This window comes from Pseudomonas sp. MEJ108, from assembly GCF_030208985.1.
GTDB lineage: Bacteria > Pseudomonadota > Gammaproteobacteria > Pseudomonadales > Pseudomonadaceae > Aquipseudomonas > Aquipseudomonas fragariae.
This window is the reverse complement of the sequence record NZ_JARVSW010000073.1, coordinates 1-17,073: the sequence shown is the minus strand read 5'-3', so window position 1 is coordinate 17,073 and position 17,073 is coordinate 1. Positions and strand designations below refer to the sequence as shown.

The 17,073-nt window shown below is 59.2% G+C and carries 17 protein-coding genes; 12 read left to right on the top strand and 5 right to left on the bottom strand.

The features are described 5' to 3' along the window. Positions 1-243: 243 nt before the first annotated feature. Positions 244-684, bottom strand: coding sequence for an RNA polymerase-binding protein DksA (gene dksA, locus QRN50_RS23860; RefSeq protein ID WP_003406657.1), 441 nt, complete (start codon positions 682-684; stop codon positions 244-246). A 348-nt stretch (positions 685-1,032) separates the two neighbouring features. On the opposite strand from dksA, the gene QRN50_RS23855 reads away from it, so the two are divergent. Then, positions 1,033-2,205: a pyridoxal phosphate-dependent aminotransferase gene (locus tag QRN50_RS23855; protein ID WP_003406662.1), complete on the top strand. Its 1,173-nt coding sequence runs from the start codon at positions 1,033-1,035 to the stop codon at positions 2,203-2,205. Further along, the gene (gene sfsA / locus QRN50_RS23850; RefSeq protein ID WP_003406665.1) at positions 2,205-2,918 is read left to right on the top strand and encodes a DNA/RNA nuclease SfsA; all 714 of its coding nucleotides are present in this window, start codon (positions 2,205-2,207) and stop codon (positions 2,916-2,918) included. Before QRN50_RS23855 ends, sfsA begins: the two co-directional genes overlap by 1 nt. A 30-nt stretch (positions 2,919-2,948) precedes the next feature. Here sfsA and QRN50_RS23845 read toward each other — a convergent pair whose 3' ends face one another. Then, positions 2,949-3,278 carry a Rieske (2Fe-2S) protein gene (locus QRN50_RS23845; RefSeq protein ID WP_161633370.1) on the bottom strand — a complete coding sequence of 110 codons (330 nt, stop codon included), beginning with the start codon at positions 3,276-3,278 and terminating at the stop codon, positions 2,949-2,951. 226 nt (positions 3,279-3,504) lie between these two features. On the opposite strand from QRN50_RS23845, the gene deoC reads away from it, so the two are divergent. Further along, positions 3,505-4,290: a deoxyribose-phosphate aldolase gene (deoC, locus tag QRN50_RS23840; RefSeq protein WP_024641069.1), complete on the top strand. Its 786-nt coding sequence runs from the start codon at positions 3,505-3,507 to the stop codon at positions 4,288-4,290. Positions 4,291-4,656: 366 nt separating this feature from the next. Here the strand turns inward: deoC and QRN50_RS23835 are convergent, their stop codons facing one another. Together QRN50_RS23835 and QRN50_RS23830 are read right to left on the bottom strand one after the other, a co-directional pair. Beyond that, the gene (locus tag QRN50_RS23835; RefSeq protein WP_003371360.1) at positions 4,657-5,001 is read right to left on the bottom strand and encodes a pentapeptide repeat-containing protein; all 345 of its coding nucleotides are present in this window, start codon (positions 4,999-5,001) and stop codon (positions 4,657-4,659) included. A 100-nt stretch (positions 5,002-5,101) separates the two neighbouring features. Beyond that, entirely contained in the window at positions 5,102-6,640 is a 1,539-nt protein-coding gene (locus tag QRN50_RS23830) for a bifunctional aminoglycoside phosphotransferase/ATP-binding protein (protein ID WP_096126662.1), read from the bottom strand. A 130-nt stretch (positions 6,641-6,770) separates the two neighbouring features. Between QRN50_RS23830 and mrcB the strand changes: the two genes are divergently transcribed. The 3 genes from mrcB to QRN50_RS23815 are packed head-to-tail and all read left to right on the top strand — an operon-like array spanning position 6,771 to position 10,182. Continuing rightward, positions 6,771-9,092: a penicillin-binding protein 1B gene (gene mrcB / locus QRN50_RS23825; RefSeq protein WP_003427455.1), complete on the top strand. Its 2,322-nt coding sequence runs from the start codon at positions 6,771-6,773 to the stop codon at positions 9,090-9,092. 17 nt (positions 9,093-9,109) lie between these two features. Further along, positions 9,110-9,853, top strand: coding sequence for a tetratricopeptide repeat protein (locus QRN50_RS23820; protein ID WP_050427267.1), 744 nt, complete (start codon positions 9,110-9,112; stop codon positions 9,851-9,853). Next, positions 9,853-10,182, top strand: coding sequence for a YqcC family protein (locus QRN50_RS23815; protein WP_003406693.1), 330 nt, complete (start codon positions 9,853-9,855; stop codon positions 10,180-10,182). The genes QRN50_RS23820 and QRN50_RS23815 overlap by 1 nt, the downstream gene beginning before the upstream one ends. A gap of 11 nt (positions 10,183-10,193) precedes the next feature. On the opposite strand, the gene QRN50_RS23810 is transcribed toward QRN50_RS23815, so the two are convergent. Then, positions 10,194-10,610: a DUF4124 domain-containing protein gene (locus QRN50_RS23810; protein ID WP_003406694.1), complete on the bottom strand. Its 417-nt coding sequence runs from the start codon at positions 10,608-10,610 to the stop codon at positions 10,194-10,196. 397 nt (positions 10,611-11,007) lie between these two features. On the opposite strand from QRN50_RS23810, the gene QRN50_RS23805 reads away from it, so the two are divergent. From QRN50_RS23805 to msrQ, 6 genes are all read left to right on the top strand, one after another. Next, entirely contained in the window at positions 11,008-12,732 is a 1,725-nt protein-coding gene (locus QRN50_RS23805) for an acetolactate synthase 3 large subunit (protein WP_003406695.1), read from the top strand. Between the two features lie 2 nt (positions 12,733-12,734). Further along, positions 12,735-13,226, top strand: a complete 492-nt coding sequence (gene ilvN / locus QRN50_RS23800) for an acetolactate synthase small subunit (RefSeq protein ID WP_002552075.1) — start codon at positions 12,735-12,737, stop codon at positions 13,224-13,226. A gap of 47 nt (positions 13,227-13,273) precedes the next feature. Further along, positions 13,274-14,290: a ketol-acid reductoisomerase gene (gene ilvC / locus QRN50_RS23795; protein WP_002552076.1), complete on the top strand. Its 1,017-nt coding sequence runs from the start codon at positions 13,274-13,276 to the stop codon at positions 14,288-14,290. A 171-nt stretch (positions 14,291-14,461) separates the two neighbouring features. Beyond that, positions 14,462-15,307, top strand: coding sequence for a CDP-diacylglycerol--serine O-phosphatidyltransferase (gene pssA / locus QRN50_RS23790; protein ID WP_003406703.1), 846 nt, complete (start codon positions 14,462-14,464; stop codon positions 15,305-15,307). Between the two features lie 69 nt (positions 15,308-15,376). After that, on the top strand, positions 15,377-16,390 hold the full coding sequence (msrP, locus tag QRN50_RS23785; RefSeq protein ID WP_003406704.1) for a protein-methionine-sulfoxide reductase catalytic subunit MsrP: 1,014 nt from the start codon (positions 15,377-15,379) through the stop codon (positions 16,388-16,390). Beyond that, positions 16,390-17,022, top strand: coding sequence for a protein-methionine-sulfoxide reductase heme-binding subunit MsrQ (gene msrQ, locus QRN50_RS23780; RefSeq protein ID WP_057457682.1), 633 nt, complete (start codon positions 16,390-16,392; stop codon positions 17,020-17,022). Before msrP ends, msrQ begins: the two co-directional genes overlap by 1 nt. The last annotated feature ends 51 nt before the right edge of the window (positions 17,023-17,073 follow it).

The following is a 17,073-nucleotide window of genomic DNA, read 5'->3' as shown; positions in this document are numbered from 1 at the left end:
TCCATGGCGCGGTGCGGCTAGCCTGGCGTCCTGCCAGGCTACCCCCGGATCAGTGGCAGGACTCAGCCGTCACTAACGTCGCACTCTGCGTCGTCAGTGCCATCGCGATCAAAGAGCGCATGGGAGTCAGTTGGGCTGTGGACAGCGATGAGCAAGGAGTGGGAGCAAGATTCGCTGTCATAGTGCTTCAACAGGCACAAAAAAAGACGCCGAAGCGTCTTTTCAGTCAAAGGCGGCCCCAGGTCATTTACCGACCTGTTTTTCCTTGATTTCTGCGAGGGTCTTGCAGTCGACGCACTGGTCTGCAGTCGGGCGAGCCTCAAGACGGCGGATGCCGATCTCTACGCCGCAGGATTCGCACCAGCCATATTCTTCGTCCTTGATCAGTTGCAGCGTCTTGTCGATCTTCTTGATCAACTTGCGTTCGCGATCGCGGGCACGAAGTTCAAGGCTGAACTCTTCTTCCTGACTGGCACGGTCGGCCGGGTCGGGGAAGTTGGCAGCTTCGTCCTTCATATGGTCTACCGTTCGGTCGACCTCTTGCATCAAGTCCTGCTTCCACTTGTTCAGGATCTTGGTGAAGTGCGCGCGCATCGGCTCGCCCATGTACTCTTCACCCTTCGTTGGCACGTAGGGCTCAAAGCCGCTGATTAGATGGTTCTGTTGCTTTTCTGGGGTGGGCATGTCTGGACCGCCTCTCACTCTTCTAATCTATTGCGCAGGATTGTTCCATCACCGACACCCGTCGGCCCTGCAGCTGCAAGCGGGCGAACTTACCAGATCAAATCGGAGTGCGCTACTCCCGGTTGTCGAGCATGACGACGCCGTCTTCTTATGGAGATGGCCATTTCGCATCTGCCCTGCATCTAAATGAACTCTAGTCGCTGCGCACCGTCGTAGCTTTCTTTTATTCAGCGTTTGGAGACCGGGCTTTTCAGTCCGCAAATGCACCGTCGGGCGGGTGGTTGGGTAGAATCATGGCGCGCCGTGATGACAATCATGTTTTAACACCCGCCCTTTAAAGGAATATCCATGAGCCAGCCTTACAGTGCGCGCAGTCGCGCCATAGAACCTTTTCATGTCATGGCGTTGCTGGCGCGTGCCAATGAATTGCAGGCGGCGGGTCATGATGTGATTCACCTTGAAATCGGCGAGCCCGATTTCACCACTGCAGAGCCCATCATAAAGGCTGGCCAGGCGGCACTGGCAGACGGCAAGACGCGCTACACCGCCGCGCGCGGTCTGCCGCAACTGCGTGAGGCCATTTCCGGGTTTTACGCTCAGCGTTACGGCGTCGACATTGATCCTCAGCGGATTCTGGTCACGCCGGGCGGTTCAGGCGCCTTGTTGCTGACCAGCAGCCTGCTGGTCGATCCGGGCAGGCACTGGTTGCTGGCCGACCCTGGCTACCCGTGCAATCGCCACTTTTTGCGCCTGATAGAAGGCGAAGCGCAACTGGTGCCCGTCGGTCCGCAACAGCGTTATCAACTGACCCCCGAGCTGGTGGCCACGCACTGGAATCACAACAGTGTCGGCGCTCTGGTGGCGTCACCGGCCAATCCGACCGGCACCCTGTTGAGCCGCGACGAACTGGCAGCCTTGTCTCAGGCACTGAAAGTCCGCAATGGGCACTTGGTGGTGGACGAGATCTATCACGGCCTGACCTACGGTGTGGACGCCAGCAGTGTGCTGGAAGTGGATAACGACGCTTTCGTTCTCAATAGTTTTTCAAAGTATTTCGGCATGACCGGGTGGCGTCTGGGCTGGCTGGTCGCGCCACAGGATGCCGTGGCCGATCTGGAAAAGCTGGCCCAGAACCTCTACATCAGCGCGCCAAGCATGGCGCAACATGCCGCGCTTGCCTGCTTTGAGCCGCAGACACTGGCCATACTCGAGCAACGGCGCGCCGAGTTCGGCCGCCGCCGGGACTTTCTGCTGCCAGCGCTGCGCGAACTGGGTTTCGGTATTGCCGTCGAGCCGGAAGGGGCCTTTTATTTGTATGCCGACATCTCCGCGTTTGGCGGCGATGCCTTTGCCTTTTGCCGGCACTTTCTGGAAACCGAGCACGTCGCCTTTACACCAGGCCTCGATTTCGGCCGTTTTCAGGCCGGGCACCATGTGCGCTTTGCCTACACGCAGAGCCTGCCGCGCCTTGAGCAGGCGGTCGAGCGAATCGCTCGTGGTCTGCGTAGCTGGGGTGTCTGATGCGTTTTTCTCCGCAGCTTGAACAGGGTCGTCTGCTGGTGCGTTACAAGCGCTTTCTCGCTGATATCGAAACCGATAGCGGTGAATTGCTGACCATTCACTGCCCTAACACCGGTTCGATGCTCAACTGCATGATGCCCGGCGGGCGCGTGTGGTTCAGTCGCTCGAATGACCCCAAGCGCAAACTGCCGGGCACTTGGGAAATCAGCGAAACCCCGCAGGGTCGCCTGGCCTGTATCAATACCGGACGGGCCAATACGCTGGTTGAAGAGGCGTTGCGCGCCGGGGTCATCAGCGAACTGACGGGGTTCACGGCGCTCAAGCGCGAGGTGGCTTACGGACAGGAAAAAAGTCGTGTGGACTTTCGTCTGGAGTACCCGGATGGCTATCTGTATCTGGAAGTTAAAAGTGTCACTCTGGGATTCGATGGTTCCAGCGTGGCGGCATTCCCCGATGCGGTGACCCAGCGCGGCGCGCGGCACCTGCGCGAACTGGCGACGCTGGCGCGCGAAGGCGTGCGCGCCGTGCTGTTGTATTGCGTCAATCTCACCGGTATCGACGCTGTGCGGCCGGCGCAGGAGATTGATCCTGCCTACGCGGCGGCGTTGCGTGAAGCCATCGATGCCGGTGTGCAAATTCTCGCCTACGGTGCGCAACTGACGTCGGAAGAGATTTTTATCGACCGGCGCCTGCAGGTGCACGGGCTGGATTGAGGCGTCTGGCTACAGGCGGCTCAGACTTCGTCAGGCCTCCAGATGCAGCGACACCCAGATGCCCTCGGCGTCTTCACGGCTTTTGATGACGGTCAAGGATTGACCTTCGCAAGGCCCGGCAACGCATTCGCCATTCTCGATCAGAAACAACGCCCCATGCGTCGCGCACTGGATCAGGCTTGCACTGCCGTCCAGAAATTGATCGGGTTGCCATTCCAGTTGAATGCCGCGATGCGGGCAGCGGTTCTTGTAGACAAACACCGCGCCCTGACGACGCACGGCAAACAGCGCATGTTCGCCCAGCTCGAAGCCTTTGCTGTGGGCTTCGGGCAGGTGGCTTGAAGTGCAAAGGAATATCAAGAAGCCTCCATAGGCCCATTCTTCGGGTGCCAGTTGTCGGGTCGATGCCTGATCGGACAAGTCTGGCATTTTCTTCGGATTGATGCGCTGCGTTACGTTGAAGTCATCACAGGATGCGTCGGTTCTTTCCTGTCTTTTTGTAGCCTTCGTCTTTAAGTACGCCGCTCGCACCTGTCAGCCTTGCAGCTGTATATCGTCCGCTCATGTTTTGCAGAGCGGAAACACTATGAAAGAGATGACAGCAGATGATGAGCGGCTGGCGCGTCAGGTCATCGGGCTGCTTGAGCTGTTTGCCCTCAATACAGACGACACGGAGCAGCGCATTGTCGGCATCTGTCGGCGCGCATGCACGCCTGTGGGACCGGTTGCAGCGGTCAGCGTCCAGCAACGTTTCGTGTGTCTGGCGCGCACCACGCTGGATCGCTTACAGGCTCGTCATATCAAGGTCGTCGCCGTAGTCAATTTCCCTCATGGCAGCAGCAATGTTCAGTCGGTCCTCGCCCAGGTACGTGCTGCGCTGATGGCTGGCGCGGATGAAATCGACGTCGTGTATCCCTTTCGCGCGCTGCTCGGCGGAGACCGGCAGCCCGGCCTGGCGATGATCTCGGCGTGTTCGGCCTTGTGTGCCGGGCAGGTGAGGCTTACAGCGACGCTTGAAACCGGTGACTTGCGTGACTCGCAAATGATCCTCGACGCTTGCCGCGATGCGATTGTTTCGGGCGCTGACTTCATCAAGACCAGCACCGGCAAGGCCGCCAGGCATGTCACGCCGCAGGCTGCACGGATCATGCTGGAGTCCATTGCCGACGTAGGCGGGCAAGTAGGGCTGAAGGTTGCAGGCGGGATCCGTACGTTCGAAGAGGCGCGTGTTTACATGGCACTGGTCCGCGCGCGATTTGGCCTGCAATGGATCAACGCCGGGCGCTTTCGGCTGGGCGGCTCCAGCGTGCTGGACGACTTGCTGGCAAGGCTCGGCCTGCTCGAGTCGCATGGTGGTGGCGATGGCTTTTGAATGATCGATGGCTTTGCGCCGGACAAAAAAAGACCCGGCAAAGAGCCGGGTCAAAAACCGTGATTAGCCTGATGAGGAGATAATCTGAAAGTCCGAACCAAGGTCTTTCAGGCTACCGTCCAGTCTCGCGACCGGATGTGATAATCATAACGATTCTCATTTGTAAGTCAACATTTCTTTTGGTCGCACGCGTGCCTGTGCCTGCGGGTGATTCAGGCAGGATATTCATGGATTAAACGTGACGGAGTACAGCGTAGCCTCAGTGGCGAGCGGGTTGCGCATGCGAGGGAAGAGGGGGTGAAAGCAGGGCGCTACATCGCCAGCCTGCTGTGCATTGCGCGTGCAGGCTGCAACGTTTTTGCGGTATCAGTGGGTACGGTAGCGCAGGCGCGTGCCGAAATTCACCGACATCAGAATCTCGTCAGCCGAGAGTTCAGCCGGGAAGAACACGCCTGAAATCTGTGCATGAGCGATGCTCGCACCTTCCATCGGCGTATTGCGCAGGTCCAGGCCACGAAGGTCGGCAGAGCGAAAGTAGGCGTCGGTGAAGTCGATATTGGCGGTGTCCAGCGCGCGCAGGTCCAGCCCCCTGAAGTCGCCCCCCACCATGTCGATGGTGCCGGTTCGCGGTTTCTCTTGATTGAAACCTTCGACGTCATCTTTGCGCAGCAGCATATAAAGCGGTGAGTCGATCTGTTTGGGGTGGCTCATGATGGCCTCCGACATGTCATTGCGTTGGAATTGTGGCGCCAGTATATCGCCATCATTGTAAGGCCGTGAAGCGCTAACCGCTCAACGGCCATGTGTCGTTTTACAGACCCGGCAGGCGCTGACGCAGGTTGTCGATAAGGCTGTCCAGATCGCTGCTGACGTTGGTTGCAACCTTCTTGCTGCGCAGGATTTCGTCGGCGCCGAGCGGCTCGCGACTGGCCTGCTGAGCCTCGATGACTTCCAGTGTCGCGTCAGAGGGGTCGTTGTCCTGTGTCTGACGCTGCGCAAGCCAGCCAGCGATCACTGCCTGCGGTGCTTCGCAATCCAGAATCAGGAACGGGACGCCGGTGTTTTCGGCAATCTTTGCCGCCGCATCGCGCTGCTCGCGCTTGAGGTAAGTGGCATCGATTACCACCGAGAAGCCTGCGCGCAGGGTTGCGGTGGCCAGCTCATGCAGGCGTGCATAGGTTGTGCTGCTGGCTTGCGCGTCATACAGATCCTGACCCTGGCCGGCAAACAGGCGCTTGCGCTCTACGTCCGAGCGCAGGCGGATGGCGCCCAGCGACTCCACCAGACGCATCGCAACGTGGCTTTTGCCAACGGCAGAGACACCGTGGGTGATCGTCAGAAACGGTGAAGGGATGGCGCTGTAGCTCTCGGCCAGATTGGCATAGTTGCGGTACTGACGAAGCGTCGCCGCGCGCTGCAAGCCGTCGGCATCGGCCGGCTGGCTGAACAGTGCCACCTTGGCGCGGACCATTGCGCGGTAGGCCTTGTAGAAATTCAACAGCTCCAGGCCCGCGTAGTCGCCGGTGACTTCCAGGTACTGACTGATCAAACGCCGTGACAGCGACTTCAGGCCACGGTCTTCAAGGTCCATTGCCAGAAAACCGATGTCGGCATAGACATCGGTCTTGCGGAACGGCTCGTTGAACTCGATGCAGTCGAACAGCACGACCTTGCCATCAATCACCGTCGCATTGCCCAGATGAATGTCGCCATGGCACTCACGGATGAACCCATCGGCCTTGCGGTGGGCCAGCAACGGCTTGAGTCGCGCAAAGCTCGACTCTGCCCACGCGTGCAGGGCATCAAGCTGTGCCAGGTCGGATTTTTCGCTGATCAGCGGGCGAATCTGCTCGAAATTCTGTACCACCGGGGCCATCACGCTGTCAGGCGAGCCCAGTTCGCTTTCAGCTCCGACCTGCGGCGAGGTCAGGTGAAAACCGGCAATCTGGCGCGCCAGTTCGTCGATGTGCGCAGTCGTCAATTCACCGTTGGCCTGCAGCGTGCTCAGCAGGCCATCCTGCGAGAACTGCTTCATCTTCAGCGCGTATTCGATGGCTTCGCCGTCGCCGCCCAGTTGCGGCGCGTCCTCTGTGCCAGTGATTGGCAGGACTTCGATGTAGAGGTCGTCGGTCAGACGCTGATTCAGGCGCAACTCTTCTTCGCAGAAGTGCTTGCGCAGGGCCAGCGTGGTGAAATCCAGAAAGCCGAAGTTCATCGGCTTTTTGAATTTGTAGGCATACGGACCCGTCAGCAGCACCCAGGAAATGTGCGTTTCGATGACCTGGAAACTCTCCACCGGATGGGGGAAGAGGGCAGGGTTCTGCAGGGCAGCAATCAAAGACTGGCTCACGGTCGATCCTTCAGGAATGTGTTCAAAATGTAAGTACACGATGCCGCCATTATGGCCGCTTGGCGCGAGGCTGCAAACCGCTGACTCGGGCGTCTGTCGATCCTCGGTAAAGTGCGTATAATCCGCGCCCATGACTCGATCCCGCACCTCTCGTTCTGCAAAAAAACAACCTCCCCGCAGCCTTAACAAGTGGCTGGGCTGGGCGTTGAAGCTCGGTATTGTCGGCCTGGTTCTGCTCGGCGGCCTGGCCATTTATCTCGATGCAATCGTCCAGGAAAAATTCTCCGGCAAGCGCTGGACCATCCCGGCCAAGGTCTATGCACGGCCGCTGGAGCTGTTCGTCGGACAGAAGCTGAGCCGCGATGACTTTCTCATCGAGCTCGACGCCCTGGGCTATCGCCGCGAAAGCGTGGCGAATGGTCCCGGCGCCGCTGCGGTGAACGGCAATACCGTCGACCTCAATACGCGTGGCTTTCAGTTTTACGAAGGCACTGATGCAGCGCAGCAGGTGCGCGTGCGCTTTTCCGGTGACTATGTAGCCGACCTGTCTTCGGGCAATGGTGCCAAGCTTGCGGTGGCACGACTCGAGCCCTTGCTGATCGGCGGCCTGTACCCGAAGAATCTGGAGGACCGGATCCTGATCAAGCTGGATCAGGCGCCGCCCTATCTGCTCGACGGGCTGGTAGCGGTCGAGGACCGGGATTTCTATCACCACTTCGGCGTGTCGCCCAAGTCCATTGCCCGGGCGATCTGGGTCAATACCTCGCAGGGGCAGATGCGCCAGGGCGGCAGTACGCTGACCCAGCAGTTGGTCAAGAACTTCTACCTGACCAATGAACGCAGCCTGACCCGTAAGCTGACCGAAGCCATGATGGCCGTTCTGCTGGAGATCCATTACAGCAAGCAGGAAATCCTCGAGGCCTATCTCAACGAAGTGTTCGTCGGGCAGGACGGCCAGCGCGCCGTTCACGGTTTCGGTCTGGCCAGCCAGTATTTCTTCAGCCAGCCGCTGTCCGAGCTGAAAATCCATCAGGTGGCGATGCTGGTCGGACTGGTCAAGGGGCCTTCCTTCTACAACCCGCGGCGCAATCCGGAGCGTGCTCTGGAGCGTCGTAATCTGGTGCTCGACCTGTTTGAGCAGCAGGGCGTCGCCACTCCCGAAGTAGTCGCTGCTGCGAAAAAAATGCCACTGGGTGTGACCAAGACCGGGACCCTCGCCGACAGCTCGTTCCCGGCGTTCCTCGATCTGGTCAAGCGTCAGCTGCGCGAAGACTATCGCGACGAAGACCTGACCGAAGAAGGGCTGCGGATCTTTACCAGCTTCGATCCGATCCTGCAGATGAAGTCCCAGGCGGCCATGGACGACACGTTCAAGAAGCTCGCCGGGCGCAAGGGCTCTGATGAAGTGGAGTCGGCCATGGTCGTCACCAACCCTGAAACCGGCGAAGTGCAGGCGTTGATCGGTGGGCGTGAGGCCGGGTTCTCGGGCTTCAACCGGGCGATCGACGCGGTGCGTCCGATCGGCTCGCTGGTCAAGCCGGCTATCTACCTGACGGCACTTGAGCGGCCAAGCCAGTACACCTTGACCAGCTGGATTGCCGACGAACTGTTCCAGGTCAAAGGCGCCGATGGCCAGATCTGGAAACCGCAGAACTACGATCACAAGTCACACGGCAATATCTTCCTGTATCAGGGGCTGGCGCACTCTTACAACCTGTCGACCGCCAAGCTGGGTCTTGAACTGGGCATTCCAAACGTGTTCAAGACACTGGCCAAACTGGGTGTGACGCGCGAATGGCCGACCTATCCGTCGATGCTGCTGGGTGCGGGTGGCTTGAGTCCGATGGAAGTGGCCACCATGTATCAGACCATCGCCAGCGGCGGGTTCAATACGCCGATGCGTGGTATTCGCAGCGTGCTCACCGCGGAAGGCGAGCCACTCAAGCGTTATCCGTTCCAGATTGAACAGCGCTTCGATCCGGGTGCCATATACCTGGTGCAGAATGCGATGCAGCGGGTCATGCGCGAAGGTACGGGCAAATCTGTTTACAACGTATTGCCGAGCTCGTTGAATCTGGCGGGCAAGACCGGTACCAGTAACGACTCGCGTGACAGCTGGTTTGCCGGGTTCAGTCAGGACCTGCTGGCGGTGGTGTGGATGGGGCGCGACGACAACGGCAAGACACCGTTTACCGGTGCCACCGGTGCCCTGCAGGTCTGGACCAGTTTCATGCGCAAGGCCGGCCCGCTGCCGCTGGACATGGCGATGCCGGACAACGTCGTTCAGGCGTGGGTCGATGCGCAGACCGGTCAGGGGTCGGATGCAAGCTGCCCGAATGCCGTGCAGATGCCGTATATTCGCGGCAGTGAGCCCCAGCCCGGCGCGACATGCGGCGGCGCTCCGGCACCTGCCACTGAGGTGATGGACTGGGTCAAGGGTTGGTTGAACTAGGCAATCGAGGTTTTCAAGTGAATAAATGGTGGATTCCAGCTTTAACGGCACTGGCCTTGCTGAACGGCTGCGCCAGTGTGGAACGCGGCTCGATTCCGGTCGTGGATTCGAGCTCCAAGGTGTCCAATGGCGAAGGTGCGGCAGCGTCGCGTAACGGTACTTACCGGACCAACACGGCGCCTGTGCAACAGCAGCCGCAAGCCGTGCCGCAGGACTCGGGCGTCGTAGTGATGGTGCCGGGCGCGGGTGGCGCCGATGCAGGACAGAGTTACTCTGCGCCAGCCAGTCAGGCGCCGTTCAGTGTCAACACTCCGCCTGTCGATGCTGCGCCGGTCACCCAGGCCCCGGTCAGTCAGGCTCCTGCAAACAACAGCTACAGCATGCCGGCCGCTTCTGCCCCGACCGGGATCCCGTCCAGCGGTGGCGGTCTGTCGGAGGACGAGCAGCTTGACGGGCCTGTACTGGCATTGTTGACCACCGCCCAGCAACAGCAGACCAGTGGCGATCTCAATGGCGCGTCGTCCAGTCTCGAGCGTGCGCAGCGGGTTGCACCGCGCGAGCCGCAAGTGCTCTATCGTCTGGCTCAGGTGCGTCTGGCTCAGGGCGATGCGGCCCAGGCCGAGCAGCTGGCACGTCGTGGTCTGACTTACGCCAACGGGCGTACCAGCCTGCAGGCCAGTCTGTGGGGATTGATCGCTCAGTCACGCGAAAAGCAGGGTGACGCGGCCGGTGCTGCCCTGGCTCGTCAAAAGGCTCGCTGATGGACGGACGTTTACCTGAGGTTGCCGAGCAACTGTTGCTGATAGAGCGCGAGTTGCGCGTGCTGGGCTGGTGGGATACCACGCCGCCCAGCGAGCAGGCGCTCGCCAGTCAGGAACCGTTCAGCGTCGATACCCTGGAGTTCGCCCAGTGGCTGCAGTGGATTTTCCTGCCGCGGATGAAGGTCATCCTCGAGCGCGACCTGCCGTTGCCCAATGCTTCCGGCATTCTGGAAATGGCCGAGATGGTCTATGCCGGGTGCATGAGTGAAACCCGGCAGCTGCAAGCGCACCTGGCGCGGTTCGACCAGCTGATCACAGCAGCGCGCTGATCGGCGCGCTTCTAGCGGCAGTATTCGCTGATCGCCTTGTTGGTTTCTTCGATACGCGTCTTGCGGTTCTCATCCGTAAGGCGCCTTGATTCTCCTCCAACCTGCTCGCGCACTCGCGGATTGTTTTGCAACTGCGCAAGATTGGTGCGCAGGGTTTCGCAATTTTCCGCGCGCTTGGCTTCCTGAGCCTTCACCTGGCTTTTGACTTTCTGGTCAATCTCGCGTTGTTGCGCAGCCCCGTCGTCCGCAGGCATGCCCGGCGCGGCGGCAGGTGGCGGAGTCTGCACATTGATTTCCTGCACCGGCTGGCCAGTGGGGGGCTGGGCATCAAAGTGCGTTACGCCCTGGGCATCCACCCACTTGTAGATCGAAGCGGCCTGGCTGGTTGCGCTGATGGCCAGCGCGGCGGCGAGAATCATCCAATGCATGTCGGGTCCTTGAAAGTCTGTGCATGCAGAAAGCTACCATAACAGTGCATTTCAGTCCGAAACGGTGCGATTTCACTTGTCGGGTGTCAAGAAAGCGCACGGATCGCTTGACTTGAAGGGGGGGAATCACAACAATCCAAAGTTCGCTGTAGAAGGACTGCCAGAAGCAGACCCTCTCGGTAGATCATGAGGCGCACACCCGCGCCGACCTGTAACACCCGCAACGCGTTACCTCGCGCTGGGTGGGAATGTTCCGCAACACTCAGGGACCTCCCAATACTTGCTCAGTCAGTGCTGACGTAGTCGGCGACCACCGTCGCTCATGCTCTGCTGGCAGTAAACCTATTAAGACCCGTCCCGGAGTGGACGGTATTCTGGCGTTTTAGAGGTGAACAACGTGGAGCTTTTATCTGGCGCTGAAATGGTCGTCCGCTTTTTGCGTGACGAAGGCGTTGAGCATATCTATGGGTACCCCGGTGGTGCCCTCCTGCATGTCTACGATGCCCTGTTCAAAGAACCGGCGGTGAGCCACATCCTTGTTCGCCACGAGCAGGCTGCCACGCACATGGCCGATGGCTATGCGCGGGCTACCGGCAAGGCAGGCGTGGTGCTGGTGACCTCGGGTCCTGGTGCAACCAATGCCATTACCGGTATCGCCACGGCGTACATGGACTCCATTCCGATGGTGGTCCTGTCCGGTCAGGTAGCCAGTACGCTGGTGGGCACCGATGCGTTCCAGGAGACCGACATGATCGGTATCTCCCGGCCGATCGTGAAGCACAGCTTCATGATCAAGCACCCGTCGGAAATCCCGGACGTCCTGAAAAAGGCTTTCTACCTGGCACAGTCCGGTCGTCCGGGCCCGGTGGTCGTCGATATTCCGAAGGACATGACCAACCCGGCCGAAAAATTCGAATACGTCTTCCCGAAAAAAGCCAAGCTGCGCTCCTACAGCCCGGCGGTTCGTGGCCATTCCGGTCAGATCCGCAAGGCCGTCGAGATGCTGCTGGCGGCCAAGCGTCCTATCGTCTACGCCGGTGGCGGGGTGATCATGGGCAATGCTTCGGCGCAACTGACCGAGCTGGCGCAACTGCTCGATGCACCGGTAACCAATACCCTGATGGGGCTTGGGTGCTATCCGGGCACGGATCGCCAGTTCGTCGGCATGCTCGGGATGCACGGCAGCTACACCGCTAACCTCGCGATGCACCACACCGATGTGATCCTGGCCGTCGGCGCGCGCTTCGACGACCGAGTCATCAACGGCGCCAGCAAGTTCTGCCCGAACGCCAAGATTATTCACATCGATATCGACCCGGCTTCGATCTCCAAGACCATCAAGGCCGACGTGCCTATCGTCGGTCCTGTCGAAAGCGTGCTGACCGAAATGGTTGCCACCTTGAAAGAGATCGGCGAGACACCCGACAAGGCATCCGTTGCTGCGTGGTGGAAGCAGATTGACGAGTGGCGCGGTACGGGGGATCTGTTCCCGTACAACCGTGGCGATGGCACAGTCATCAAGCCGCAGGCCGTTATCGAAACGCTGTGCGAAGTCACCAAGGGCGACGCTTATGTCACCTCGGACGTCGGTCAGCATCAGATGTTCGCTGCGCAGTACTACCGCTTCAACAAGCCGAACCGCTGGATCAACTCGGGCGGCCTGGGCACCATGGGCTTTGGTTTTCCGGCAGCAATGGGCGTGAAACTGAGTTTCCCGGACGAGCACGTGGCCTGCGTGACCGGCGAAGGCAGTATCCAGATGAACATTCAGGAGCTGTCGACCTGCCTGCAGTACGGCCTGCCGGTGAAGATCATTCTGCTCAACAACGGTGTGCTGGGCATGGTCCGCCAGTGGCAGGACATGAGCTACGGCGCGCGTCACTCGCATTCCTACATGGAGTCGCTGCCTGATTTCGTCAAGCTGGTCGAGGCCTATGGTCACGTCGGCATGCGTATCACTGACCTGAAGGATCTGAAGCCGAAGATGGAAGAAGCCTTTGCCATGACTGACCGGCTGGTGTTCATGGATATTCAGGTCGATGTGACCGAGCACGTCTATCCGATGCAAATCAAGGACGGCTCCATGCGCGATATGTGGTTGAGCAAGACGGAGCGGACATAATCATGCGCCATATCATTTCCCTGCTGCTGGAAAACGAACCGGGTGCACTGTCGCGCGTCGTTGGTCTGTTCTCCCAGCGTAACTACAACATCGAAAGCCTGACGGTTGCGCCGACCGAAGACCCGACCCTGTCGCGTCTGACGCTCACCACCGTAGGTCATGATGAGGTGATCGAGCAGATCACCAAGAACCTCAACAAGCTCATCGAAGTGGTCAAGCTGGTCGACCTGTCGGAAAGCGCTCACATCGAGCGCGAACTGATGCTGGTCAAGGTCAAGGCCACCGGCGCGCAGCGTGCGGAGATCAAGCGCACCACGGATATCTTCCGCGGGCAGATCGTCGACGTGACCGCCAGCGTCTACACCGTGCAACTGAGCGGCACGAGCGACAAACTGGACAGCTTCATTCAGGCCATCGGCACCGCCGCTATCCTGGAAACAGTACGCAGTGGCGTAACGGGCATTGCCCGTGGCGACAAAGTGCTGAGCATTTAAATCAATTAAGCAAATGGCCTGCGTGGCCAAGATAACAGGGGATTTCCATGAAAGTTTTCTACGACAAAGACTGTGACCTTTCGATCATTCAGGGCAAGAAAGTCGCCATCATCGGTTACGGTTCGCAAGGCCACGCTCAGGCGTGCAACCTGAAAGACTCCGGCGTTGATGTCACTGTCGGCCTGCGTAAAGGTTCGGCCACTGTCGCCAAGGCCGAGGCTCATGGCCTGAAAGTGACTGACGTCGCTTCTGCCGTTGCTGCCGCCGACCTGGTCATGATCCTGACCCCGGACGAGTTCCAGTCCCAGCTGTACAAGAACGAAGTCGAGCCGAACCTGAAAAAGGGCGCAACACTGGCGTTCTCCCACGGCTTCGCGATCCACTACAACCAGGTTGTGCCGCGCGCTGACCTCGACGTGATCATGATCGCGCCGAAGGCCCCGGGCCACACCGTGCGTACCGAGTTCGTCAAGGGCGGCGGTATCCCTGATCTGATCGCGGTTTATCAGGATGCTTCCGGCAACGCCAAGAACGTTGCCCTGTCCTACGCTTCGGGCGTTGGCGGCGGCCGTACCGGCATCATCGAAACCACCTTCAAGGACGAGACTGAAACCGACCTGTTCGGCGAGCAGGCTGTTCTGTGCGGCGGTACTGTCGAGCTGGTCAAGGCTGGTTTCGAAACGCTGGTCGAAGCTGGCTACGCGCCGGAAATGGCTTACTTCGAGTGCCTGCACGAACTGAAGCTGATCGTTGACCTCATGTACGAAGGCGGTATCGCCAACATGAACTACTCGATCTCCAACAACGCCGAATACGGCGAATACGTCACCGGCCCTGAAGTCATCAACGCCGAATCCCGTCAGGCCATGCGCAACGCTCTGAAGCGCATCCAGGACGGCGAATACGCGAAGATGTTCATCAGCGAAGGTGCTACCGGCTACCCGTCGATGACTGCCAAGCGTCGTAACAACGCTGCGCACGGTATCGAAATCATCGGTGAAAAACTGCGCTCGATGATGCCTTGGATCGCGGCGAACAAAATCGTCGACAAGGACAAGAACTAAGCTTTTCCGGTTCACCGCCGGACTACAGCTGGTTTACATGAAAAAGCGCGGCCCATCGGTCGCGCTTTTTCGTTATGGGTCAGGCTCTGGTATAAAGCTGCAATTGTTTGCAGGCGAACCCTCGCCGCAGACCTGTGTCGAACCTTTTCATACCGCTGCAAGGTAATCTCCATGAGCGAACGTCCTGAAGAGCCCGTCAAGGCCTCTGACGCTGAAAGTCTGCTACCTATCGATGAACACGTGGAAGAGGGCCATGACGCCGAAGGCCGGCAGGTCCGGCATCGGGGTATCTACCTGCTTCCCAACCTGTTTACCACGGCGAATCTGTTCGCGGGTTTCTACTCCATCATCAGCTCCATGAGTGCGCAAAGCGCCATGAGCGCCGGTGATTTTGCCGGGGCAAGCAAGTATTTCGCATTCGCTGCGATTGCGATCTTCGTGGCCATGGTGCTCGACGGCCTGGATGGTCGTGTGGCGCGCATGACCAACACGCAAAGCGCGTTTGGCGCCGAGTACGATTCGCTGTCCGACATGGTTGCCTTTGGTGTGGCCCCGGCATTGCTGGCATTCGGCTGGGCACTGGGTGATATGGGCAAGGTCGGCTGGATGGTTGCCTTCATCTATGTAGCCGGCGCCGCATTGCGTCTGGCGCGCTTCAATACGCAGGTCGGCAAGGCTGACAAGCGCTACTTCATCGGCCTGGCCAGTCCGGCAGCGGCAGGTGTAGTGGCCGGCACGGTCTGGGCATTCAGCGATTTCGGGATTCAGGGCTCCAAGCTGTCGTTTCTCGTTGCGTTGCTGGTCGCGGCCGCCGGTATGCTGATGGTCAGTAACATCAAGTACAACAGCTTCAAAGAGCTGGACTTGAAGGGCCGCGTGCCGTTCGTTGCGATTCTGGCGGTGGTCTTGGTGTTTGCTGTCGTATTCAGCGACCCGCCGCGCATTTTGCTGCTGATATTTCTCGCTTACGCTCTGTCCGGCCCCATTCAGTATCTGCTACGTCGCCGCAAGGCCTAGTCAATGATCTAATTTCCACCATACTCCGTAGTCTATTGGTGCATCAGTTCCCTGGCCTGCGGAGTCATCATGTTAATCAAGCTTCCTTCTGCGTCCGACTCCAAAGAGTCGGACGTCACGCCTGAATCCATTTATCTCTCGCGACGCACATTGCTCGCCAGCTCGCTTGCAGGTCTTGCCGTCACGGCAATGCCGCGCTGGGCGGGGGCCGCAGATGCTTCGCGGTATGCCGATGTAGAGCCAGGCAAAGCGCCAGGCTGGTTCGCGGAAAAACTACCCGCCACGAAATGGCAGGCGGTCAACGTCCAGGACGAGGCGATCACGCCGTTCAAGGACGCAACCCATTACAACAACTTCTATGAGTTCGGTACTGACAAGGGCGATCCTGCCAAGAACGCTGGCTCTCTGCAGACCGAGCCCTGGAGTGTCGTGATAGATGGTGAAGTCGCCAAGCCTGGCCGCTATGCGCTCGAAGACTTCATGAAGCCTTACCAATTGGAAGAGCGGATCTACCGTTTGCGTTGCGTCGAAGCCTGGTCAATGGTCATTCCGTGGATTGGTTTTCCGATCGCTGCGTTGCTCAAGCAGGTAGAGCCGACCTCCAAAGCCAAGTACATCCGGTTCGAAACGCTGGAGGACGCCAAGTCCATGCCGGGTCAGCGCTCGGACTTTGCCCTGATCGACTGGCCTTATGTAGAAGGGCTGCGTCTGGATGAGGCGATGAATCCTCTGGCGATTCTGGCGGTGGGCATGTATGGGCGTGAGCTGCCTAACCAGAATGGCGCACCGTTACGCCTGGTGGTGCCATGGAAGTACGGTTTCAAGAGTGTGAAGTCCATCGTGCGTATCAGTCTGGTCAGTGAGCAGCCGAAGACCACTTGGCAAAGCATTGCGGCAAACGAGTATGGCTTCTATGCCAACGTCAACCCGACTGTCGATCACCCGCGCTGGACGCAAGCCCGCGAACGCCGCTTGCCGAGCGGTCTGTTCAGCCCGAATCTGCGCGACACGAAAATGTTCAATGGCTATGAGGAAGAGGTGGGTTCCTTGTACGCCGGCATGGATTTGCGGAAGGACTATTGATGCGATATCCGTTTTTGCGTCTGGCTGTATTTCTTGCCGCTTGTATTGCGCCTGTGTGGTGGTTGTACCAGGCATGGATTTTTGCGCTCGGACCTGATCCCGGCAAGGTCCTTGTGGAAAACTTCGGAGTGGCGACGCTGGTCATGCTGCTGATCACGCTCTCCATGACACCGTTGCAGCGCCTGACCGGTTGGTCCGGGTGGATTGTGGTGCGTCGCCAGCTGGGCCTGTGGTGCTTTGCCTATGCGTTGCTGCACCTGAGCATGTACGCACTGTTCATTCTGGGGCTGGATTGGGGGCAGTTGGGTGTCGAGCTGGTCAAGCGTCCTTATATCATCGTCGGTGCGCTGGCGTTGCTGGGGTTGCTTGCGCTGGCGCTGACTTCCAACCGTTATAGTCAGCGCCGTCTGGGAGCACGCTGGAAAAAGCTGCATAGGATCATCTACGTAATTCTGGGGCTGGGCCTGCTGCATATGTTCTGGATTGTCCGGGCCGACCTTAAAGAGTGGGCGCTGTATGCGGGGATAGGTGCATTCCTGTTATTGCTGCGCATTCCCGTGTTTGCTCGGCGAATCCCGCGTCTGGGCGGCGCTGCGAAGGCCAGATCGGTAAAAGTTCAAAATAACGGTTGACGCCCTCGCTGAGGTGTCTATAATTCGCCCCACTTCCGGCGCAGACGGAAA